Origin of the sequence: Lysobacter sp. OAE881 (assembly GCF_040546665.1) — a bacterium.
Taxonomy (GTDB): Bacteria; Pseudomonadota; Gammaproteobacteria; order Xanthomonadales; family Xanthomonadaceae; genus Lysobacter_J; species Lysobacter_J soli.
In genome coordinates this window covers 3,655,306-3,673,459 of sequence record NZ_JBEPOG010000001.1, presented here as the reverse complement: position 1 = coordinate 3,673,459, position 18,154 = coordinate 3,655,306, and the positions used below count along the sequence as shown (strand labels likewise).

The following is an 18,154-nucleotide window of genomic DNA, read 5'->3' as shown; positions in this document are numbered from 1 at the left end:
CGCGTCGTCCCCGCGCGGGCGGGGAGCCATGGACGTTGCCCTGCGAATCGCATGCCAGCGGACGGCCATGGGTTCCCGCCTGCGCGGGAACGACGGTGAGGGGTCACGCCGCTTCCTTGTGCTGTTCGCCGGCGGCTTCCTGCTCCAGCAGCCACTTCAGCGCGCGGCGGTACATGTCGACGCCGCGGCCATCCGGCGGCGCGGCCTGCACCAGCGCCGAGGCGTCGCGCAGGCGCGTGTCCATCGGCACGGCATACGGCCAGACGCGGTCGCCGTAGCGGTCCTGCAGCTCGTACAGGCTCGCGACGCCGGTGCGCGTGCGGCGGTCGAACAGCGTCGGCAGCACGTGGCGCGGCAGCGGGCGACGGCGCGAACGCTCGACCATCTCCGCCGTGCGCAGCATGTCGGCCAGGCCGTGCAGCGCGAGCGGGTCGGTCTGCGTCGGCACGATCAGGCGATCGGCCGCTGCCAGCGCGTTGACCATCAGCAGGCCGAGCGTGGGCGGGCAGTCCATCAGCACGTAGTCGTAGACCTCGCGCACGGTGTGCAGCGCGCGACCCAGCGCGAGGCCGAGGCCCGGCTGCGTGGCGCCGCGGCGTTCCAGCGTCGCCAGCGCCGGCTGCGCGGCCACGACCTGGAGGTCGGGCACGTGCGTGTAGCGCGCCAGTTCGAGCAGGCCCACGCCGTTGCCGACGAACAGGTCGTGGGTGCCGGACGGCGGCGGATCGGCGGGGATCTCGAAGGCGCGCGTCAGCGATGCGTGCGGGTCGAGGTCGAGCAGCAGCACGCGGTTTCCCGCCGTGGCAAGCCCGCGTGCGAGGCAAAGCGACGTGGTCGTCTTGCCGACGCCGCCCTTCTGGTTGGCGATAGCCCAGGCGCGCATCAGCCCGCTCCCGGTTGAGTGGTGGAGGAATTGGTTCGTGCCGCCGCGGCGGCGCGTGCGGTGTCGGCGGCGATGCCTTCGTTTCCGGCGGCGTGCGCGCGTGCGGCGGCCGCCGCGGCGCCGGGCGCCTTCACCGCCGGGTAGAGGTCGGCATCGACGCCCGGTGCTTCGTCGGCCGGCTCGTCCATCGCGATGTTTGCCGGGCCGCGGTCTTCGATCGCATCCGGCCCCTGCGGGCTGGCGAGGATCACCAGCAGCACGCGGCGGTTCGCGTTGCGGCCTTCGGGCGTAGCGTTGTCGGCGATCGGCTGGTACTGGCCGTAACCGACCACCGCGAGCCGGCTCGGCGAAATGCCGGCCTGCGACATCACGTGCACGATGCTCGCCGCGCGCGCGGTCGACAGTTCCCAGTTCGACGGGAACTGCGCCGTCGCGATGGGCATGTTGTCGGTGTAACCCTCCACGCGCATCGCGTTGGGTTCGCCGGCCAGCACGGTGGCGATGCGGCGCACGGTGTCCACGGCCTGCGGATTGGGCGCGGCGACGCCGCTGGCGAAGAGGATGTCGCTCTGGATCTCGACTTCCAGGAAGTTGTAGCTGCGGCGCACGGTAACCAGCTTCTGCTTCACCAGTTCCGACAGCGCTTCCTGGATGCGCCGGCCGATCGAATGCAACTGCTCGCCCTGCGCGGATTCGCGCTCTGACACTTCGCGCGCGGCGTCCTTCCCGCTCGCGCCGAAGGTCGGCATGTCCAGCACCTGCTTCATGCGCGGCGAGGCGATGGGCGTGGACGAGGAGGGGCCGGACTTGGAACCTGGCGTCACCAGCGACGGCCGGTCGAACGCCGAACCGCGCAGCTGGTGCATGCCCAGCTGGATCGGCGAGACCGTGCGCGGCGGGCCGCCGAACGCGGAGGACAGCGCATCGGCCAGCACGCGGTACTTGCCCTCGTTGATCGAGGAGATCGCGTACATCACCACGAAGAAGGCCAGCAGCAGCGTGATCAGGTCGCCATAGGGAATGGCCCACGCTTCGTGGTTGGCGTGTTCTTCGTGCTGGTGGCGGCGGCGCCCGGCCATGGCTGTGCGTGCTCCGTCAGACCACGAAGCCGTTGAGGCGCGCTTCGATGTTGCGCGGGTTCTCGCCCTGGGCGATGCCGATGAGGCCTTCGATGATCATCTCGCGCTCGTCGGCCTGCTGGTTCACCAGGCCCTTCAGCTTGGCCGCCATCGGCAGCAGCATCAGGTTCGCCAGGCCAATGCCGTAGATCGTCGCGGTGAACGCGGCGGCGATGCCGTGACCGAGCTTGCTCGGGTCGGCGAGGTTCTTCATCACCGCCATCAGGCCCAGCACCGCGCCGATGATGCCCAGCGTCGGCGAATAGATGCCGGCGCCCTCGAACACCTTCGCCGCGGCGAGGTCGCGCTGCGACTGGCCGTGCAGTTCGATTTCCAGCATCGAGCGGATGTGCTCCGGCTCCACGCCGTCGACGACCATCTGCAGGCCCTTGCGCACGAACGGATCGTCCTGCGCGGCGACTTCGGCCTCCAGGCCCAGCAGGCCCTGGCGGCGCGCGACGGTGGACCACTCGACCAGGCGCGCGATCATCGCCGGGCGATCCTGCACCGGCGGACGGAACACCCAGCGCACGATGTTCAGCGCACGCTTGAACGTCGCCATCGGCGTCTGCACCAGGATCGCGGCGATGGTGCCCAGGATCACGATGACGAACGCCGCCGGCGACCACAGGCCGGACAGGCCCGCACCCTTGAGGATGCTGCCGCCGATCAGCGCCACCAGCGCCAGTACGATGCCTATGAGGCTGAGTCTGTCCATCGTTGGGAACGTCCGTGAAGGGTTGGGCTGTCATTCCCGCGAAGGCGGGAATCCATGGTTCCGGCGTGGCAGCCTCGACGGAGGGCATGCAGCGCCTGCGAGCTGGATCCCCGCCTGCGCGGGGATGACGGCATAAGTCTTGGCTCGGAGCTTGTTCGTCTTAACGGTCCCTGCCCGCACTACTTGAGCCGCGCAGTCCCGTTCTGAGCAGCGCGTCGACATCCAGGATCAGCGCCATGCGGCCGTCGCCGACCAGGCTGGCGCCGGCATAACCGGCCAGGCCGCGCAGCGTGCGGGGCAGGGCCTTGATGACCACTTCCTCGCGACCGCGCACGCGATCGACCGTCAGGCAGAAGCGCGAATCGCCCGACTGCAGCACCACGCAGGTCGTCGCCGCGCCGGGCTGCGGCGCAAGGCCGAGCCAGGTGCGCAGCTCGATGAGCGGCAGGGGCTGGTCGCGCAGGTCGAGCATGCGCTGGCCGTCCACCCACAGCGGTTCGATGCGGTCGTGCGCGAGCACTTCGACCACGCGCACCAGCGGCAGCGCGTAGACGTCTTCTTCCAGTTCGATCAGCAGCGTCGGCAGGATCGCCAGCGTCAGCGGGACGCGGATGGCGAAACGCGAGCCGCGACCGACTTCCGAATGGATCTGCACCTGGCCGGACAGTTCGCGGATCTTCGACTGCACCACGTCCATGCCGACGCCGCGCCCGGACAGGTCGCTGACTTCGCTTCGCGTGGAAAAACCCGCCATGAAAATGAGGTTGAGGCATTCGTCCGAGGTCAGGCGCGCGGCCGCATCGGAATCGATCAGGCCCTTCTTGATCGCGCTGCGGCGGATCTTTTCCGGGTCGATGCCGGCGCCGTCGTCGCTGACCTCGATGGAAACATGGTCGCCTTCCTGCTGCGCCGACAGGCGCACGGTGCCCTGTTCGGGCTTGCCGGCAGCGCGGCGTGCCTCGGGCGATTCGATGCCGTGGTCGATCGCGTTGCGCACCAGGTGCACCAGCGGATCGGCCAGCGCTTCGACGAGGTTGCGGTCCAGTTCGGTCTCGGCGCCGACGATTTCCAGTTCGACCGACTTCTTCACCTGCCGCGCGACGTCGCGCGCGAGTTTCGGGAAGCGCGCGAACACGCGGCCGACCGGCTGCATGCGCACCATCATCACCGCCGACTGCAAGCGCGAAGTGGCGACGTCGAGCGCGGTCACGGCGCGGTCGAGGTCTTCGTCGCGCAGGCGCGGGCGGATGGTCTTGAGGCGATTGCGCGCGAGCACGAGTTCGCCGACGAGATCGACCATCGCGTCCAGGCGGCGCACGTCGACGCGGACGGTGGGATCTTCGGCCTTCGCAGGTGCGTTCGCGGCGGGCGCCTTCGCCTGTCGCGCAGGCGCCGGCGCGGCGGCCGGCTTCGGCGCCGTGCCGGGAGCACCATGCAGCTGGTCGAGCATCGCGTCGAATTCGGCGTCGAGGTCGCCGTGCGCGGGCGCGGCTTTCGCCGGCTTCGGCGACAACGTCGGCATGTGCGTCGCGCCGGCACCGGTGCCGTCGCGCAGCGACTTCAGCAGCGCGGGCGGTGCATGTTCGGGTTCCTCGCCGTTGGAGATGGCGGCGAGCATGTCCACCAGCAGGTCCAGCGACTGCTGCGCGCCGTCGAACGCCTCGGCATCCATCGGCACGGTGCCGTCGCGCGCGACGTTGAGGCGATCCTCCACGGCGTGGCAGATCTCCACCATCGGGCCGAAGTCGAGGAAGCCCGCGCCGCCCTTGATGGTGTGGAAACCGCGGAAGACGGCGTTGAGCGCGTCGCGATCGGTGTGCGCGTGTTCCAGCGCGACCATCTGCTCGCCGAGCTGGTCGAGGATCTCGCGCGCTTCGATCAGGAAGTCGGCGGCGATGTCGTTGGCGATGGCGCTCATGTGGATCTCATTCCAGTTACGTCATTCCCGCGGAAGCGGGAATCCAGTGACTTCGCCCCGGCGCACGCAAGGCGCTGGATTCCCGCCTTCGCGGGAATGACGAGCAGGAGCGAAGGCACTGAGTGCATCTCAAAGCCCCAGCGACGACAGCAGGTCGTTCGCGTCTTCCTGCGTCGCAGGCGTCGGGTCCACGCCCGCCACCGACGGGCCGTAGCCGCGGTTGTTGTGGTTGAGGTGGATCGGCGTCGCCTCGCTGTCGGTGATCTCGCCCAGGCCGGCGTGCACCGCGCGGACGAGTTCGACGACGCGGCGGATGATCTGGCCCGTCAGGTCCTGGTAACCCTGCGCGGCGGTCATCTCCGACATGCGCGAGCGGATCGCGGCGATGGTCGCGGCCTGTTCCTCGGTCGACGCATCCGGCAGCGTGCCCAGCAGCACGCCGCATTCCTGGATGAGGTCGAGCGTGCGGTGGCTCGCGTCCTCGCTCACGTGCACGACGTGCTCGAGGCGCGCGCAGGCTTCGGGCAGCGAGGCGTTCGGGTTCGCGCTGCCATTGCCGAGCGCGGTGTCGAGCTCGCGCGCGAGCTTGGCCAGGCCCTGCACCAGCGGCTGGCTGCGCCACTGGATCAGCGCGTCGACGTTGCTGCGCCAGCCGGCGAGGTCGTCGTGTTCCAGCGCCCACAGCGCCGCATGCAGGCGGCCGATGACGGCCTGCCTGTCTTCACCGCCGAGCGCCTTCTCGCAGGAGGGCGCGTCGATCACGCGGCCGCTCCCAGGCGTTCGAACACCTTGTTGAGCTTGTCTTCCAGCGTGGCGGCGGTGAAGGGCTTGATGACGTAGCCGTTCACGCCGGCCTGCGCGGCTTCGATGATCTGCTCGCGCTTGGCTTCGGCGGTGACCATCAGCACCGGGATCTTCGCCAGCGACGCGTCGGCGCGGATCGCCTTGAGCAGGTCGATGCCCGGCATGCCCGGCATGTTCCAGTCGGTCACGACCAGGTCGTACGGCGCCTTCTTCAGTTCCACCAGCGCGGTCATGCCGTCGTCGGCTTCGGCGGTGTTGAAGAAGCCCAGGTCGTTGAGCAGGTTCTTGACGATGCGGCGCATGGTCGAGAAGTCGTCGACGATGAGGATGCGGATGTTCTTGTCCATGTGGGCTTGCTCGTTACGAAGGTGGAAATCAGAGGGGCGAACTCCCTCCCCTGCGTGCAGGGGAGGGTTGGGGAGGGGTGAAGTGCACAGCGCCGCTCCATCCGGTGCAGTGCCTGTGCCCGGCGCTGGCGCGCCGCTTACCCCCTCCCAACCTCCCCCTGCACGCAGGGGGAGGGGCGAAAACCATCAAAACTCGTCGTCGTCGTCGTTGTGCGAGCCGCGCCATTCGCCCAGTCGCGAACGCAGGCGCAACATCGCCTGGCCGTGGATCTGGCAGACGCGCGATTCGGAAACGTTGAGCACCGCGCCGATCTCGCGAAGGTTCAGTTCCTGCTCGTAGTACAGCGACAGCACCAGCTGCTCGCGCTCGGGCAGGTTGCCGATGGCGGCGCCGAGCGCCTGCTTGAAGGCGACCTGTTCGAACTCGCGCGCGGGCGTCGCACCGGCGTGGCCGCCCAGGTGCGGTTCGCCGTCGTGTTCGTCGACGTGCGCTTCCAGGCTGATCAGCTGGCCGCGCGCGGCGTCCTCGAGCATGCGGTGGTATTCGTCGAGCGGAACGGCGAGCCGGGTGGCCACTTCCTGCGCGGTCGCGGCGCGGCCGGTGCTCTGCTCGACCTCGCGCGTGGCCGCGACGACGTCGCGATAACGGCGATGCACCGAGCGCGGCACCCAGTCGCCACGGCGGATCTCGTCGATCATCGCGCCGCGGATGCGGATGGACGCGTACGTCTCGAACGCGGCGCCCTGGTCGGCCTGGAAATTGCGGGCGGCGTCGATCAGGCCGAGCATGCCGGCCTGGATCAGGTCGTCGATCTCGACGCTGGCGGGCAGTCGCGCGGCGAGGTGGTGCGCGATGCGGCGCACCAGTTCGCCATGCTTCTCGACGACTTCCGTCGCGTTGACCGTGTCGGCCGCGCGCTGGGTCGCCTTGTAGTGCTGGGCGGCGGCGTTCATGCGACGGCGCTCCTCAACGGATCGTTGGTGCTGGCGGCGCTGGCGCCGTGGGCGACGAGGCGCTCCATGAAGAACTCCACGCCGCCGCGCGGGCCGACCGGCGACTGCCAGCTGTTGGCGCGGCGCGCGATGTCGCGGAAGGCCAGCGCCGACGGGCAGCCCGGGAAGGCTTCGACGACGGCTTCCTGGCGCTGGATCGCGCGGCGCAGCCATTCGTCGCGCGGCACCGCGCCGAGGTAATGCAGCGTGACGTCGAGGAAGCGCGCGCTGACGCGTTCGAGCTTCTCGAACAGCTGCTTGCCCTCGATGGCGTTGTTGACCTGGTTGGCGAGCACCTGCACGCGGGTCACGCCGCGCTCGCGGCTGAGCACCTTGATCAGCGCGTAGGCGTCGGTGACCGAGGCCGGTTCGTCGCAGACCACCACGATCACGTCCTGCGCGGCCTGGCAGAAGGTGAGCACGCTGTCGGAGATGCCGGCGGCGTTGTCGACCACCATCGCGTCCAGCGGCAGGTCGAGCTGGCAGAAGGCGTGCACCAGGCCGATGTGCTGCTGCGGGAGCAGTTCGGTCATGTGGCGCTTGCCCGATGCGGCCGGCACGACCCAGAGGCCGCGCGGGCCTTCCAGCAGCGTGTCCTGCAGCTCGCAGCGGCCGGCGAAGACGTCGGCGAGCGTGAACTGCGGCGACAGGCCGAGCATCACGTCGACGTTCGCAAGGCCCAGGTCGGTGTCCAGCAGCAGCGTGCGCTGGCCGGCGTGGACCAGCGCCATGGCGAGGTTCACCGATACCGAGGTCTTGCCGACGCCGCCCTTGCCGCTGGCCACGGCGATCACGCGCACGGGCGGGCGTGCGGTGCCGTTGGCGGCGGGAATGGCGTTGATATCAGCTGGCGAATGCATGTCGGTCCTCGGTGGGGAGGGTCACGGGGCGGGGCTTGAGTTGCGTCAGTTCGAGAGACCCGAGGGGGTTATCGGCAGCACGTCGCACTTTCTCGAGGGTCGAAACCAGACGAGTTGCGTCGGCGGCGGCGATGTCCGTCGGGACGGCCTGTCCGTCGGTGGTGTAGGCCAGGCTCAGGCCCTGCTGGACCAGCACCGACAGGGGCGAACCCAGGCGGCCGGTCTCGTCGAGCTTGGTCAGCACCACGCCTTCCGGCGAGGCCGGGCGGTAGCGGCGGACCACTTCGCCCAGGTCGTGGGCGTTGGTGTTGGCGGGCAGGACCAGCAGGCTGCGCACGCGCTTGGCGGCGCGCAGCCAGAGGATCTGGCCGAGCAGGGCGCGGTCGCGCAGGCCGTGGCCGGCGGTATCGACCAGCACCAGCGGGTAGTCGGCCAGCTGGTCGAGCGCGTCGTTCAGCGCCTCCGGGCCGGCGGCTTCGCACACGGTCACGCCGAGGCGGCGGCCGAGGATGTGCAGCTGTTCCGTCGCGCCGGGGCGTTCGGTGTCGGTGGTCACCAGGGCGACGTCGCGTGCGCGGTGGCGCTGGGCGAAGCGCGCGGCGAGCTTGGCCGCGGTGGTCGTCTTACCGGCGCCGGTCGGGCCGACCAGGGCGATCACGCCGCCGTCGTCGATGGGTTCGTGGCGGGCGACGGAAATCGCGCGCGCCAGTTCTTCCAGCATCGGTTCGCGCACCTGCGCCGGATCGAGTCGGGCGTCGATGCGGCCGGCGATCGTCTGCGCCAGATTTTCGTCGCAGCCGTACCCGACCAGCATGTCGAACGCCGCCGCACGCGCCGGCGAACCGCGCAGGCGCTCGACGGTGAGCTGCCCGAGTTCGCGCTCGATCAGCGCGCGCATCGTCGCCAGTTCGTCGCGCATGGCGATGAAGGACGGATCGCGCTGGTCGGCAACGGCGTGGAGGTGCGTCGGGGCTGCTTCAGCCCCTCTCCCCTCGGGAGAGGGGTTGGGGTGAGGGGCAACGGAGTGGGTCGTCAGCAGATCGACGTAAGAGGCAGAACCCCCAGCGGCAGCGTTGTCCGCGGCCTGATGGCTGCCTTCTTCCTTCATGTCCAAAGAGGGAAGCGAAGCCTCATCGCTCCACAGATCCGCCAGGCTGCGATATTCGTGCGCCGGGTCGGCCGCTGCGACCTGCGTCGCGGAAAGCGCGGCCGGCACTTCAAACTCCGCCGCCTGCGCCGATAGAGAGGGTGCAGCGTCACCGATCACGACCGCAGCCGTGGGCGCGACCCGTGTCGGATCGGTGACGCTGTCCCTTGTTGCTTCTTGTGCGACCGCGGCCTGCGCAAGCGCAGCCACCGTCGCCTCGAACTTTTCGCCCTGCGGAATCAGTGCGGCCATCATCGCGTCGAAGCGCGAGGTGTCCGGCGGCGGCAGCGATGCCGCGACCCGCGTTTCGTCCTTCGGTGCGCGCGGCGCGGTCGGCACCGGCGTGCCGTCGCCGATGGCGAACACGGCGCGGCCGCGGATCGGCGACTCGGCGACCTTGGCCTTCGCCTTGGCCGACAGCGCGACCACGGCCGGTTCCTCGCGTTCGACTTCCACGCGCGTGGCGTGCGCGGGTTCGGATTGCGTCATCTCGATGCGCTCCACGGTGGCGCGGGTGTCGGCCTGCTGCGTTGCGTCGGTGGCCGGCGCGTCGTTCGACGGCGCCGTCCACGCGGCCTTGGATTTCGACGGCTTGGTGAGCAGTGCGGCGAGCGAACCGAAGCGGGTCTTCTCTTCGGTGTTCGCGGCCGCGCGCAGCGCTTCGGCCTCGCTGGAGATGGACGCGCGCGACGCATCCATCGCCGGCTGCGACGTGCGCATCGTCGGCACCGCGGCCACCGTCGCCGGCGTGACCGGCGAGGCCACCGGCGACGGCGCGGCCGGCATCGACGGCAGCGCGGCGCGCAGGGCCTGCTGCGCCAGCGATTCGTCGTAGTCGGTGGCCGCGACGATCTCGATACCGTCCTCGGTCGGACGGTTCGACAGGATCACCGCGTCGGGACCCTGTTCGTCGCGCACCATGCGCAGCGCGGTGCGCATGTCGGGAGCGGTGAAACGTTTGATTCGCATGGTGGGAGGCCGTGATTCGTGATTAGTGATTCGTGATTCGCAAAAGCATTGGGTGACTGCAGCGGTGATGCGCTTCGTAACCTGTGAGTCATCGGCGTTTGCTTCTGACGAATCACAAATCCCGAATCACGAATCACGGCTCAAACTCACCCGACCGCCCCCACCAACCGCAACCGCTTGTCCTCCGGCACCTCGCCGTAGGCCAACACGGTCAGCGCGGGGACGCTGTGCCGCACGAGCCGGGCGATCGCCGAACGAATCCCGCCTGGGACCAGCAGCACCGCGGGTTCGCCGCGGCCTTCCTGGCGGGTGACGCACTCGCTGAGGTTCTGATGCAGACGCTCGGCGAGTCCGGGTTCCAGCGCGGCGCCCTGGCCGCTGACGGAGTCCTGCAATACCCGTTCCAGAGCCGGCGCCAAGGTATAGACGGGCAGCTCGGCGCCCAGTCCGTTGAGTTCCTGCACGATGAAGCGGCCCAGCGCCGTGCGGACGGCGGCCGTCAGCAGCGCCGGGTCCTGCGTGTGCGGACCATGCTCCAGCAGCGCCTCGACGATCTGCCGCAGCTGGCGCACCGGCACGCGTTCGGCCAGCAGCGACTGCAGCACGCGCACGATCGTCGACAGCGGCAGCAGCTTCGGCGTCAGGTCTTCGACCAGGCGCGGCGAGGCCTTGGCGAGCGTGGCGAGCAGCTGCTGCACCTCCTCGTGGCCGAGCAGCTCGGCGGCGCGCTCGCGCACCAGGTGCGAGAGGTGCGTGGCGACCACGGTGGCGGCATCGACGACGGTGTAGCCCAGCGATTCGGCCTGCGCGCGCTGGCTCGGCTGGATCCACACCGCGTCCAGTCCGAACGCCGGATCCTTGCCGGGAATGCCTTCGATCTTTCCGTACACATGGCCCGGGTCGAGCGCGAGGTGGCGATCAGGTTGAATCTCGCCGCTGGCGATCGGCACGCCGTGCACCAGCACGCGGTACGTGCCCGGCGCGAGCTCGAGGTTGTCGCGCACGTGAACGGCGGGAATCAGGAACCCCAGGTCCTGCGTGAGCTTGCGGCGCACACCCTTCAGGCGCGCCAGCAGTTCGCCGCCCTGGTGCTTGTCGACCAGCGCGATCAGGCGGTAGCCGACTTCGAGCCCCAGCGGCTCGACCGGACGCAGTTCGTCCCAGCTCAGCTCGGGCTGCGCGGCGGCGGTGGCAGCCGCTTCGGCTTCGGGCGTGTCTTCCTTCGGCGCGAGCGCGCGCTTGTGCATCTTCCACGCGGCAAAGCCGAGCAGCGCCGCCAGCGTCAGGAAGGGCAGGTTCGGCATGCCGGGCACGATGCCGACCAGCCCGAGCAGCGCGGCCGAGACCGCCAGCGCACGCGGATGCAGCACCTGCGTGGTGACCGCCTGGCCCATTTCCTGCTCGCGCGTGGCGCGCGTGACGAGCATCGCGACCGCGGTGGAGATCAGCAGCGCCGGCAGCTGGGCGACCAGGCCGTCGCCGATGGCGAGCAATACGTAGGTGGTGCCGGCGTCCTTCAGCGCCATGTCGTGCTGGAGCACGCCGATCAGCACGCCGCCGATGATGTTGATCGCCAGGATCAGCAGGCCGGCGATGGCGTCGCCGCGCACGAACTTGCTGGCACCGTCCATCGAACCGTAGAAGTCCGCTTCGGCGCGCACTTCCTCGCGGCGCAGCTTGGCGTCCTCGCGCGACAGCAGGCCGGCGTTGAGGTCGGCGTCGATCGCCATCTGCTTGCCGGGCAGGGCGTCGAGGATGAAGCGCGCCGACACTTCCGAGATGCGCCCGGCGCCCTTGGTGACGACGACGAAGTTGACGATGGTCAGGATCGCGAAGACCACGATGCCGACCGCGAAGCTGCCGCCGATGACGAACTGGCCGAAGGATTCGATGACGTGGCCCGCCGCCGCCGGGCCCTGGTGGCCGTGCAGCAGCACCACGCGGGTGGAGGCCACGTTCAGCGCCAGGCGCAGCAGCGTGACCAGCAGCAGGACGCTGGGGAAGATCGAGAACTCCAGCGGCCGCCGGACGTACACCACCGCCAGCAGCACCACCAGCGACATGGCGATGTTGATGGTGAACAGCGCATCCAGCACCAGCGGCGACAGCGGGACGATGACCATCGCCAGCATGGCGAGGACGACGATGGGCGTGGCCAGGCCGCTCTTCACGGCGTGGCCCATGCTGGAGAGGGACAAACCTCCGCCGGAAGCCTGACTGCTCATGCTGTCGGGTCTTTGACGGTGGAGTCACCGTCCGCCAGGCCCTTTTCGACAGACACATCGCCCAGCGTGGGCATCGGCCCATGCGCCGGGTGCCAGCGCTTGAGCTGGTAGACGTAGGACAGCACCTGCGCGACGGCGGCGTAGAGCTTCACCGGGATCTCCTGGTCGATCTGCGCATGCCGATACAAGGCGCGTGCCAGCGGCGGCGCCTCGATGATCGAGACGCGGTGCTTGCCGGCGACGTCGCGGATCGCCAGGGCGATCTCGTCCACGCCCTTGGCCACAACCTTGGGCGCGCGCATCTTCCCGGCCTCGTATTTGAGGGCGACGGCGTAGTGGGTCGGGTTGGTGACCACCACGTCGGCGGTGGGCACGGCTTCCATCTGCTGGCGGCGCGACAGCTGCGCGGCGATCTGGCGCACGCGCGCCTTCACTTCCGGGTTGCCTTCGCTTTCCTTGTACTCGTCGCGCAGCTCCTGCTTGCTCATCTTCAGGCGGTTGCGGTACGACCAGTGCTGCCACGGCACGTCGATCAGCGCGAGCAGGCCCAGCGCGCCGACCATCGCAATCACCGCCTTGGTGATCAGCGACAGCCCGACGGCCACGCCTTCATGCAGCGACATGCCGGCCATGTCGGTGAGGTGGCGGAACGCCCCCCACACGACCATGCCGGCGAGCCCGCCGATCAGCAGGACGCGCAGCACCGAGCGCACCAGCTCGGCGAGGCTTTCCTTGCCGTACATGCGCTTGAAGCCGTTCATGGGGCTCAGGCGCGCGAAATCCGGCGCCAGCGACTTGCTGGCGAAACGCAGCCCGCCCATCACCATCGGTGCGATGAAGCAGGCGCCCAGCGCGGCGAGCAACACCGGCAGCATGGGCTTCAACAAACCCAGCAACAGCGAGGCGGCGTGCGGAACGAGGCGGTCCGGCTGGTCGAGGATCGCCGGATCGATGGTGAGCGCCTGCCGCAGCCAGTCCTGCGATGCGCTGCCGATGCCCGAGCCGGTCGCCACCAGCGCCATCGCCGCGCAGCCCAGCACCGCCACGTTGCCCAGTTCGCGCGATCGCGGGACGTCGCCGCGTTCGCGCGCCTCGCGCAATCGTTTCTCTGATGGCTGTTCGGTCTTGTCTTCCTGGTCTTCGCTGGACACGGTGCGCTTCCGTTAACCGTCATCCCCGCGAACGCGGGGACCCAGCGACGTTCAGTCCATCAGAAGCGAAGGCGCTGGGTTCCCGCTTTCGCGGGAATGACGAAAATCTTCGTCATGCGGTGACTGCGCGTGCCGCCTCGAAGGCGGAATCGAACAGACGCTCCACCGGACCCTGCATCTCGCGTGCCAGCAGCATCAGCAGCACCAGGCCCACCAGCAGCGCGACCGGAAGGCCCAGCTGCACCGGGTTGAGCTGCGGCGCCGCGCGGGCCAGCACGCCGAAGGCGAGGTTCACCGCGAGCATCGCCACGATCACCGGCAGCGCCAGCAGCAGGCCGGCCTGCAAGGCGGCGGTGAAGAACGTCGGCACCACCGACAGGAACTGCTGCACGTCGGGAATCGGCGTGCCAAGCGGCAGCGCGTGGTAGCTGTCCAGCAGCAGCCGCACCAGCGCCAGGTGCGCGTCGAAGGCGAAGAACAGCAGCCCGAAGACGAGGTAGAACCACTGCGACAGCACCGGCGAGGACGCACCGGACAGCGGATCGGCCATCGTCGCGAACGACAGGCCCATGCCTTGCGATACCAGTTCGCCGGCGAACTGCCCGGCTTCGAACGCGAGCCGCAGCACGGTGCCGATCGCAAGGCCGACGGCGAATTCGCGCACGACCGTCAGTACCGTGGCGGCATCCACGCCCGCCGCCGGCGGCGTGGGCAGCAGCGCCGACAGCGCGCCCGACAGCGCCAGCGTGATCATCAGCCGCGCGCGCATCGGCACGCCGCGCCCGCCGATCATCGGCATCGCCTGCATCGCCGCGCCGATGCGGATGGCGTGCCACAGCACCGTGGCGAGCATGCCGAACAGGTTGAGGCCGTCGATGACGGTGGCGGAGGTGGGTTCCATCAGGGCACCTGCCGCAGGTCCGGCATTGCCTTCCGAGCCGTCATTCCCGCGAAGGCGGGAATCCATGTCTCAGCCGCATCAGGCCTGACGTAGGCGGTGACACGTCGGATGGATGGATGTTCGGCTTCGCCGAAGTGAAGCGCGAGCCCGCCTGCGCGGGAATGACGAGCAAGAGCATCACGCCTCACCGCCATCACCCCACGATGTGCGGAATGCGATGAAACAGATCCGTCGTGAACCCGACGAGCTTTCCGAGCAGGAAGTTGCCCGTCAGCGCCAGCGTCGCCACCAGCGCGATGGCCTTCACGACGAAACCGATCGTCGGTTCGTTGAGCTGCGTGGCAGCCTGCACGATGCCGACGACCACGCCGACCACGAGCACCGCGATCAGCGGCGGCGCGCCGAGCAGCAGCGCCATCTGCAGGCCGCGGCCGATTTCGGTGAGTGCGGTTTCGGGCGTCATGGCGGCGCCCTCAGACCGGGTTGAACGAGGCGGCGAGCGAGCCCACCACCAGCACCCAGCCGTCCACCAGCACGAACAGCAGGATCTTGAACGGCGCCGAGATCAGCATCGGCGAGAGCATCATCATGCCCATCGACATCAGCACGCTCGCCACGACCAGGTCGATGATCACGAAGGGGATGTAGATCAGGAACGCGATCTCGAACGCGGTCTTCAGCTCGCTGGTGAGGAAGGACGCGGCGAGCACGCTGAACGGCACGTCCTGCGGCGTCGCGTACGGGCCGCTGTTGGACAGCCCGGCGAAAGTCATCAGGTCGTTCTCGCGGATCTGCGCGAGCATGAAGCCGCGGAACGGCTCCGACGCGGCGGTCCACGCGCTGCGGAAATCCATCTGGTCGTTGAGATACGGCGCGATGCCCGCGGCCCAGGCCTGGTCGAACACCGGCATCATCACCATCGCGGTGAGGAACAGCGCCAGCGCGAGCAGTACCTGGTTGCTCGGCGTCTGCCCGGTGCCCAGCGCCTGACGCAGCAGGCCCAGCACGATGATGATGCGCGTGAACGCAGTGAGCCCGAGCAGCGCCGCCGGCAGCAGCGTGATGCCGGTCATCAGCAGCAGCACCTGCATCGGCATGCTGACCGGCTCGCCACCGACCTTGCCGACGGTGACCGACGGCAGCGGCTTGTTCAGCGAGGGCAGGCCCGGTGCGGACAGCAGCGCGGTGGGTTGTGCGGTCGCCTGCGCGGCGACGGGGTCGGGGAGGGCCTGGGCGTTGGCGGGGCCGGTCATGACCAGCGTGCCCAACACCAGCAACGCGATTGCAAACGCGTGGGTCGCCAGCAACAAGCGCTTGCGCACCATAGCTGTCATTCCCGCGAAGGCGGGAATCCATCTGTCGGTGGCAGCACGCTCCACGAAAGACGTGATACCTCGGATGGTTGGATATTCGGCTTCGCCGAAGTGGAGCGCGAGCCCGCCTTCGCGGGAATGACAGCTCAAAGCGGAGGAACGGTCGGGCGTCACGGCTTCTTCCCAAGATGCTTGGCCAGCAGCTGCGCGAAAGGCGTCGCGAGGTTCTGCAGGTTGGGCGTTCCCTGCGAAGGTTGTGCCACGGGGAGCGGTTCGCTGAGCGTGTGCAGCGTCGTCATGCCGTTCTGGCCGACGCCGAGCAGCAACTGCGTGCCGCCCACGTCCACCACGACGACGCGATCGCGCGGTCCGAGGCTGAGCGAGCCGACCACGCGCAGGCCGTTGCCGCCGGCCACGCGACCGAAACCCGGCATGCGTTTGGCGAGCCAGCCGAGTCCAAGGATCAGCGAGACGACCAGGATCAGCGCGAACACCGCGCCGCCGACGCCGGGGCCCTCGGCGGGCTTGGCGAAGGCTTGCGGTTTGGTGGGCTGGCCCACGGTTGCGGTGTGCGCGGTCGCGGGCTTTTTCAGGACCTGCGCGGCCGTGGGTGCGGCTTGCGGTTCTGCCGGATTCGACGCGACGGCTCCGCTCGTGCCCTCACCCTGGCCCTCTGCCGCAGGCGCGGGAGCGGGGGCAGGAGCGGGGGCAGGAGCAGCGGCCTCGACCGTGTTCACCGTCGTGCCGATCACGATGTCGGAGCTGGAGCCAAGCCCCTCTCCCGCCTGCGGGAGCGGGGCTGGGGTGAGGGCCACCGCGGCGGCCGCCTCGACAGAACCCGAACCGCTCATCGCAGCCTCTTGATCCGTTCCGCCGGGCTGACGACGTCGGTCAGGCGCACGCCGAAGCGGTCGTTCACCACCACCACTTCGCCCTGCGCGATCAGCGTGCCGTTGACGTACAGGTCCAGCGGTTCACCGGCGGCGCGCTCCAGTTCCACGACCGAACCCTGGTTGAGCTGCAGCAGGTTGCGGATCGGGATGCGCGCGCGGCCGACTTCCAGCGACAGCGTCACCGGCACGTCGAGGATCACGTCCAGGTTGAGGTCGCTCGTCAGGCCGCCGGTTTCGGCGGTGAGCGGATCGAACGCGGCGCGTGCGGCGGAATCTTGGTTGTTCATCGGCATCAGGCCTGGGTGAGCGCGGTGTGGACCGCGATGGAATCGGGATTGGTCGGATCGAACACCGGCTTCTCGCGCACGGCGTGCACGGCGTTGACCTTGATGGCGTTGCGGCCGTTGTGCGTACCGAATTCGCCGGAGAACAGCGGCATCTGCTCGACCTTCAGCGTGGCCGTGCCGGGGATCTCGATCGGGATCACGTCGCCCACGCGCAGGCGGCAGAGGTCGCGCAGGCTGATCGAGCGCTGCGCCAGCACGCTGGACAGCTCGATCTCCGCGTCGTGCAGCTGCGAGCGCAGCGCGACCGTCCAGCTTTCGTCGCGTTCGATGCGGTCGCTCTGCACGCCGGCGTCGAGCTGCTCGCGGATCGGTTCGAGCATCGCGTACGGGAAGGAGACGTGGAACTCGCCGCCGCCGCCTTCCAGTTCGACGTGGAAGCGGCACACCACGATGTATTCGCGCGGGCTGATGATGTTGGCGAAGTGCGGGTTCACCTCGGAATTGAGGTATTCGAACTCCACCGGCATCACCGGCGCCCACGCGTCCACCAGGTCGGCGAAGGTCTGCTTGAGCAGCAGCTGGATCACGCGCATCTCGGTGGGCGTGAACTCGCGGCCTTCGATGCGCGTGTGGTACTTGCCCGAGCCGCCGAAGAAGTTGTCCACCACGGTGAACACCAGGCGCGGTTCGAACATCACCAGCGCCGTGCCGCGCAGCGGCTTCATCTTCACCAGGTTGAGGTTGGTCGGCACCTGCAGCGAGTGCATGTACTCGCCGAAGCGGATCAGGTCGATGCCGCGCACCGACAGGTCGGCCGAACGCCGCAGCAGGTTGAACAGGCCGATGCGCCAGGTGCGCGCGAAGCGCTCGTTGATCATCTCCAGCGTCGGCAGCTTGCCGCGGACGATGCGGTCCTGGCTGGCGAAGTCGTAATTGCGTGCCTCGCCCGGCGCCGGCGGCGGCTCGGTCTCGACCGCGCCGCTGTCCACGCCGTGGAGCAGGGCGTCGATCTCGTCCTGTGAAAGCAGGTCGGTCATCATCGAAATCGCGCTCCGGCGCTGTTTACTGCGTGACCAGGCTGGTGAAGAACACGGCTTCGACCTTGTCGGGCGCGCGTTCGGCCTTCAGCACGTTGCGTACTTCGGCCAGCGCCTGCTGCTGCAGGCGTTCCTTGGCCGAGCGCTGCGCGAGCTGCGCGGCGGTCTGCTGCCCGAACAGGAGCAGCAGGCGGTTGCGGATGGCCGGCGTGTGCAGTTCGAGCGCGGCGCCGGTGGCTTCATCGCGCGTCATCACCTGCACGTCGGCCTGCAGGTAGCGCACCGAGGAGGTGTCGGCGAGGTTCACCACGAACGCCGGCTCCAGCGCGTAGTAGCGCGCCGGCTGCGTGGCGGCGGATTCGGGCTTGTCGGCGGCATGCGCTTCGCCGCCGCGGCCCTGCAGGAACCAGAACGCACCGGCACCGGCCAGGCCGATCGCCAGAAGGGCGATCAGGATCCACAGCGCGAGGTTGTTGCTCTTGGGCGCGGGCGGAGCGGCTTGGGCGGCAGGCTTGGACATTGCGGTGGAACTCGGCGAATGGGGATGCCGGGTCCGTGCAAGGGGTGTGCCGGTGGGTTTGATGCAGGCG

18 protein-coding genes are annotated in these 18,154 nt (G+C 69.1%); all 18 read right to left on the bottom strand.

The window, feature by feature from the left end:
• Nucleotides 1–103 precede the first annotated feature (103 nt).
• Complete coding sequence (locus ABIE51_RS16895; protein WP_115844918.1) at nucleotides 104–883, bottom strand: ParA family protein; 780 nt, start codon at nucleotides 881–883, stop codon at nucleotides 104–106.
• Nucleotides 883–1,962, bottom strand: a complete 1,080-nt coding sequence (motD, locus tag ABIE51_RS16890) for a flagellar motor protein MotD (protein ID WP_192631549.1) — start codon at nucleotides 1,960–1,962, stop codon at nucleotides 883–885. Before motD ends, ABIE51_RS16895 begins: the two co-directional genes overlap by 1 nt.
• Nucleotides 1,963–1,978: 16 nt before the next feature.
• Nucleotides 1,979–2,719 carry a flagellar motor protein gene (locus ABIE51_RS16885; RefSeq protein WP_115844916.1) on the bottom strand — a complete coding sequence of 247 codons (741 nt, stop codon included), beginning with the start codon at nucleotides 2,717–2,719 and terminating at the stop codon, nucleotides 1,979–1,981.
• 160 nt (nucleotides 2,720–2,879) lie between these two features.
• Entirely contained in the window at nucleotides 2,880–4,637 is a 1,758-nt protein-coding gene (locus tag ABIE51_RS16880; protein ID WP_192631548.1) for a chemotaxis protein CheA, read from the bottom strand.
• Between the two features lie 129 nt (nucleotides 4,638–4,766).
• Nucleotides 4,767–5,399, bottom strand: a complete 633-nt coding sequence (locus tag ABIE51_RS16875; RefSeq protein ID WP_157031072.1) for a protein phosphatase CheZ — start codon at nucleotides 5,397–5,399, stop codon at nucleotides 4,767–4,769.
• On the bottom strand, nucleotides 5,396–5,788 hold the full coding sequence (gene cheY / locus ABIE51_RS16870; RefSeq protein ID WP_115844909.1) for a chemotaxis response regulator CheY: 393 nt from the start codon (nucleotides 5,786–5,788) through the stop codon (nucleotides 5,396–5,398). The genes ABIE51_RS16875 and cheY overlap by 4 nt, the downstream gene beginning before the upstream one ends.
• A gap of 186 nt (nucleotides 5,789–5,974) precedes the next feature.
• Nucleotides 5,975–6,742, bottom strand: coding sequence for an RNA polymerase sigma factor FliA (locus ABIE51_RS16865; RefSeq protein WP_115844907.1), 768 nt, complete (start codon nucleotides 6,740–6,742; stop codon nucleotides 5,975–5,977).
• Nucleotides 6,739–7,641 carry a MinD/ParA family protein gene (locus ABIE51_RS16860; RefSeq protein WP_115844905.1) on the bottom strand — a complete coding sequence of 301 codons (903 nt, stop codon included), beginning with the start codon at nucleotides 7,639–7,641 and terminating at the stop codon, nucleotides 6,739–6,741. Before ABIE51_RS16860 ends, ABIE51_RS16865 begins: the two co-directional genes overlap by 4 nt.
• Complete coding sequence (locus tag ABIE51_RS16855; RefSeq protein ID WP_192631547.1) at nucleotides 7,625–9,757, bottom strand: AAA family ATPase; 2,133 nt, start codon at nucleotides 9,755–9,757, stop codon at nucleotides 7,625–7,627. The genes ABIE51_RS16860 and ABIE51_RS16855 overlap by 17 nt, the downstream gene beginning before the upstream one ends.
• A gap of 146 nt (nucleotides 9,758–9,903) precedes the next feature.
• Nucleotides 9,904–11,940 carry a flagellar biosynthesis protein FlhA gene (flhA, locus tag ABIE51_RS16850; protein ID WP_253338038.1) on the bottom strand — a complete coding sequence of 679 codons (2,037 nt, stop codon included), beginning with the start codon at nucleotides 11,938–11,940 and terminating at the stop codon, nucleotides 9,904–9,906.
• 38 nt (nucleotides 11,941–11,978) lie between these two features.
• Nucleotides 11,979–13,133 carry a flagellar biosynthesis protein FlhB gene (gene flhB / locus ABIE51_RS16845; protein ID WP_192631545.1) on the bottom strand — a complete coding sequence of 385 codons (1,155 nt, stop codon included), beginning with the start codon at nucleotides 13,131–13,133 and terminating at the stop codon, nucleotides 11,979–11,981.
• A 112-nt stretch (nucleotides 13,134–13,245) separates the two neighbouring features.
• Nucleotides 13,246–14,034 carry a flagellar biosynthetic protein FliR gene (gene fliR, locus ABIE51_RS16840; protein WP_192631544.1) on the bottom strand — a complete coding sequence of 263 codons (789 nt, stop codon included), beginning with the start codon at nucleotides 14,032–14,034 and terminating at the stop codon, nucleotides 13,246–13,248.
• A 193-nt stretch (nucleotides 14,035–14,227) separates the two neighbouring features.
• Entirely contained in the window at nucleotides 14,228–14,497 is a 270-nt protein-coding gene (locus ABIE51_RS16835) for a flagellar biosynthetic protein FliQ (RefSeq protein WP_115844895.1), read from the bottom strand.
• Nucleotides 14,498–14,507: 10 nt separating this feature from the next.
• Complete coding sequence (fliP, locus tag ABIE51_RS16830) at nucleotides 14,508–15,359, bottom strand: flagellar type III secretion system pore protein FliP (protein ID WP_192631543.1); 852 nt, start codon at nucleotides 15,357–15,359, stop codon at nucleotides 14,508–14,510.
• Nucleotides 15,360–15,517: 158 nt separating this feature from the next.
• Nucleotides 15,518–15,907 carry a flagellar biosynthetic protein FliO gene (gene fliO / locus ABIE51_RS19365; protein ID WP_192631751.1) on the bottom strand — a complete coding sequence of 130 codons (390 nt, stop codon included), beginning with the start codon at nucleotides 15,905–15,907 and terminating at the stop codon, nucleotides 15,518–15,520.
• A 287-nt stretch (nucleotides 15,908–16,194) separates the two neighbouring features.
• Entirely contained in the window at nucleotides 16,195–16,527 is a 333-nt protein-coding gene (gene fliN / locus ABIE51_RS16820; protein WP_115844942.1) for a flagellar motor switch protein FliN, read from the bottom strand.
• Nucleotides 16,528–16,532: 5 nt separating this feature from the next.
• Nucleotides 16,533–17,564: a flagellar motor switch protein FliM gene (gene fliM, locus ABIE51_RS16815; protein WP_115844891.1), complete on the bottom strand. Its 1,032-nt coding sequence runs from the start codon at nucleotides 17,562–17,564 to the stop codon at nucleotides 16,533–16,535.
• Between the two features lie 25 nt (nucleotides 17,565–17,589).
• A complete protein-coding gene (locus tag ABIE51_RS16810) occupies nucleotides 17,590–18,084 on the bottom strand; it encodes a flagellar basal body-associated FliL family protein (protein WP_157031066.1) in 495 nt (164 codons plus the stop codon).
• Nucleotides 18,085–18,154: the final 70 nt, after the last annotated feature.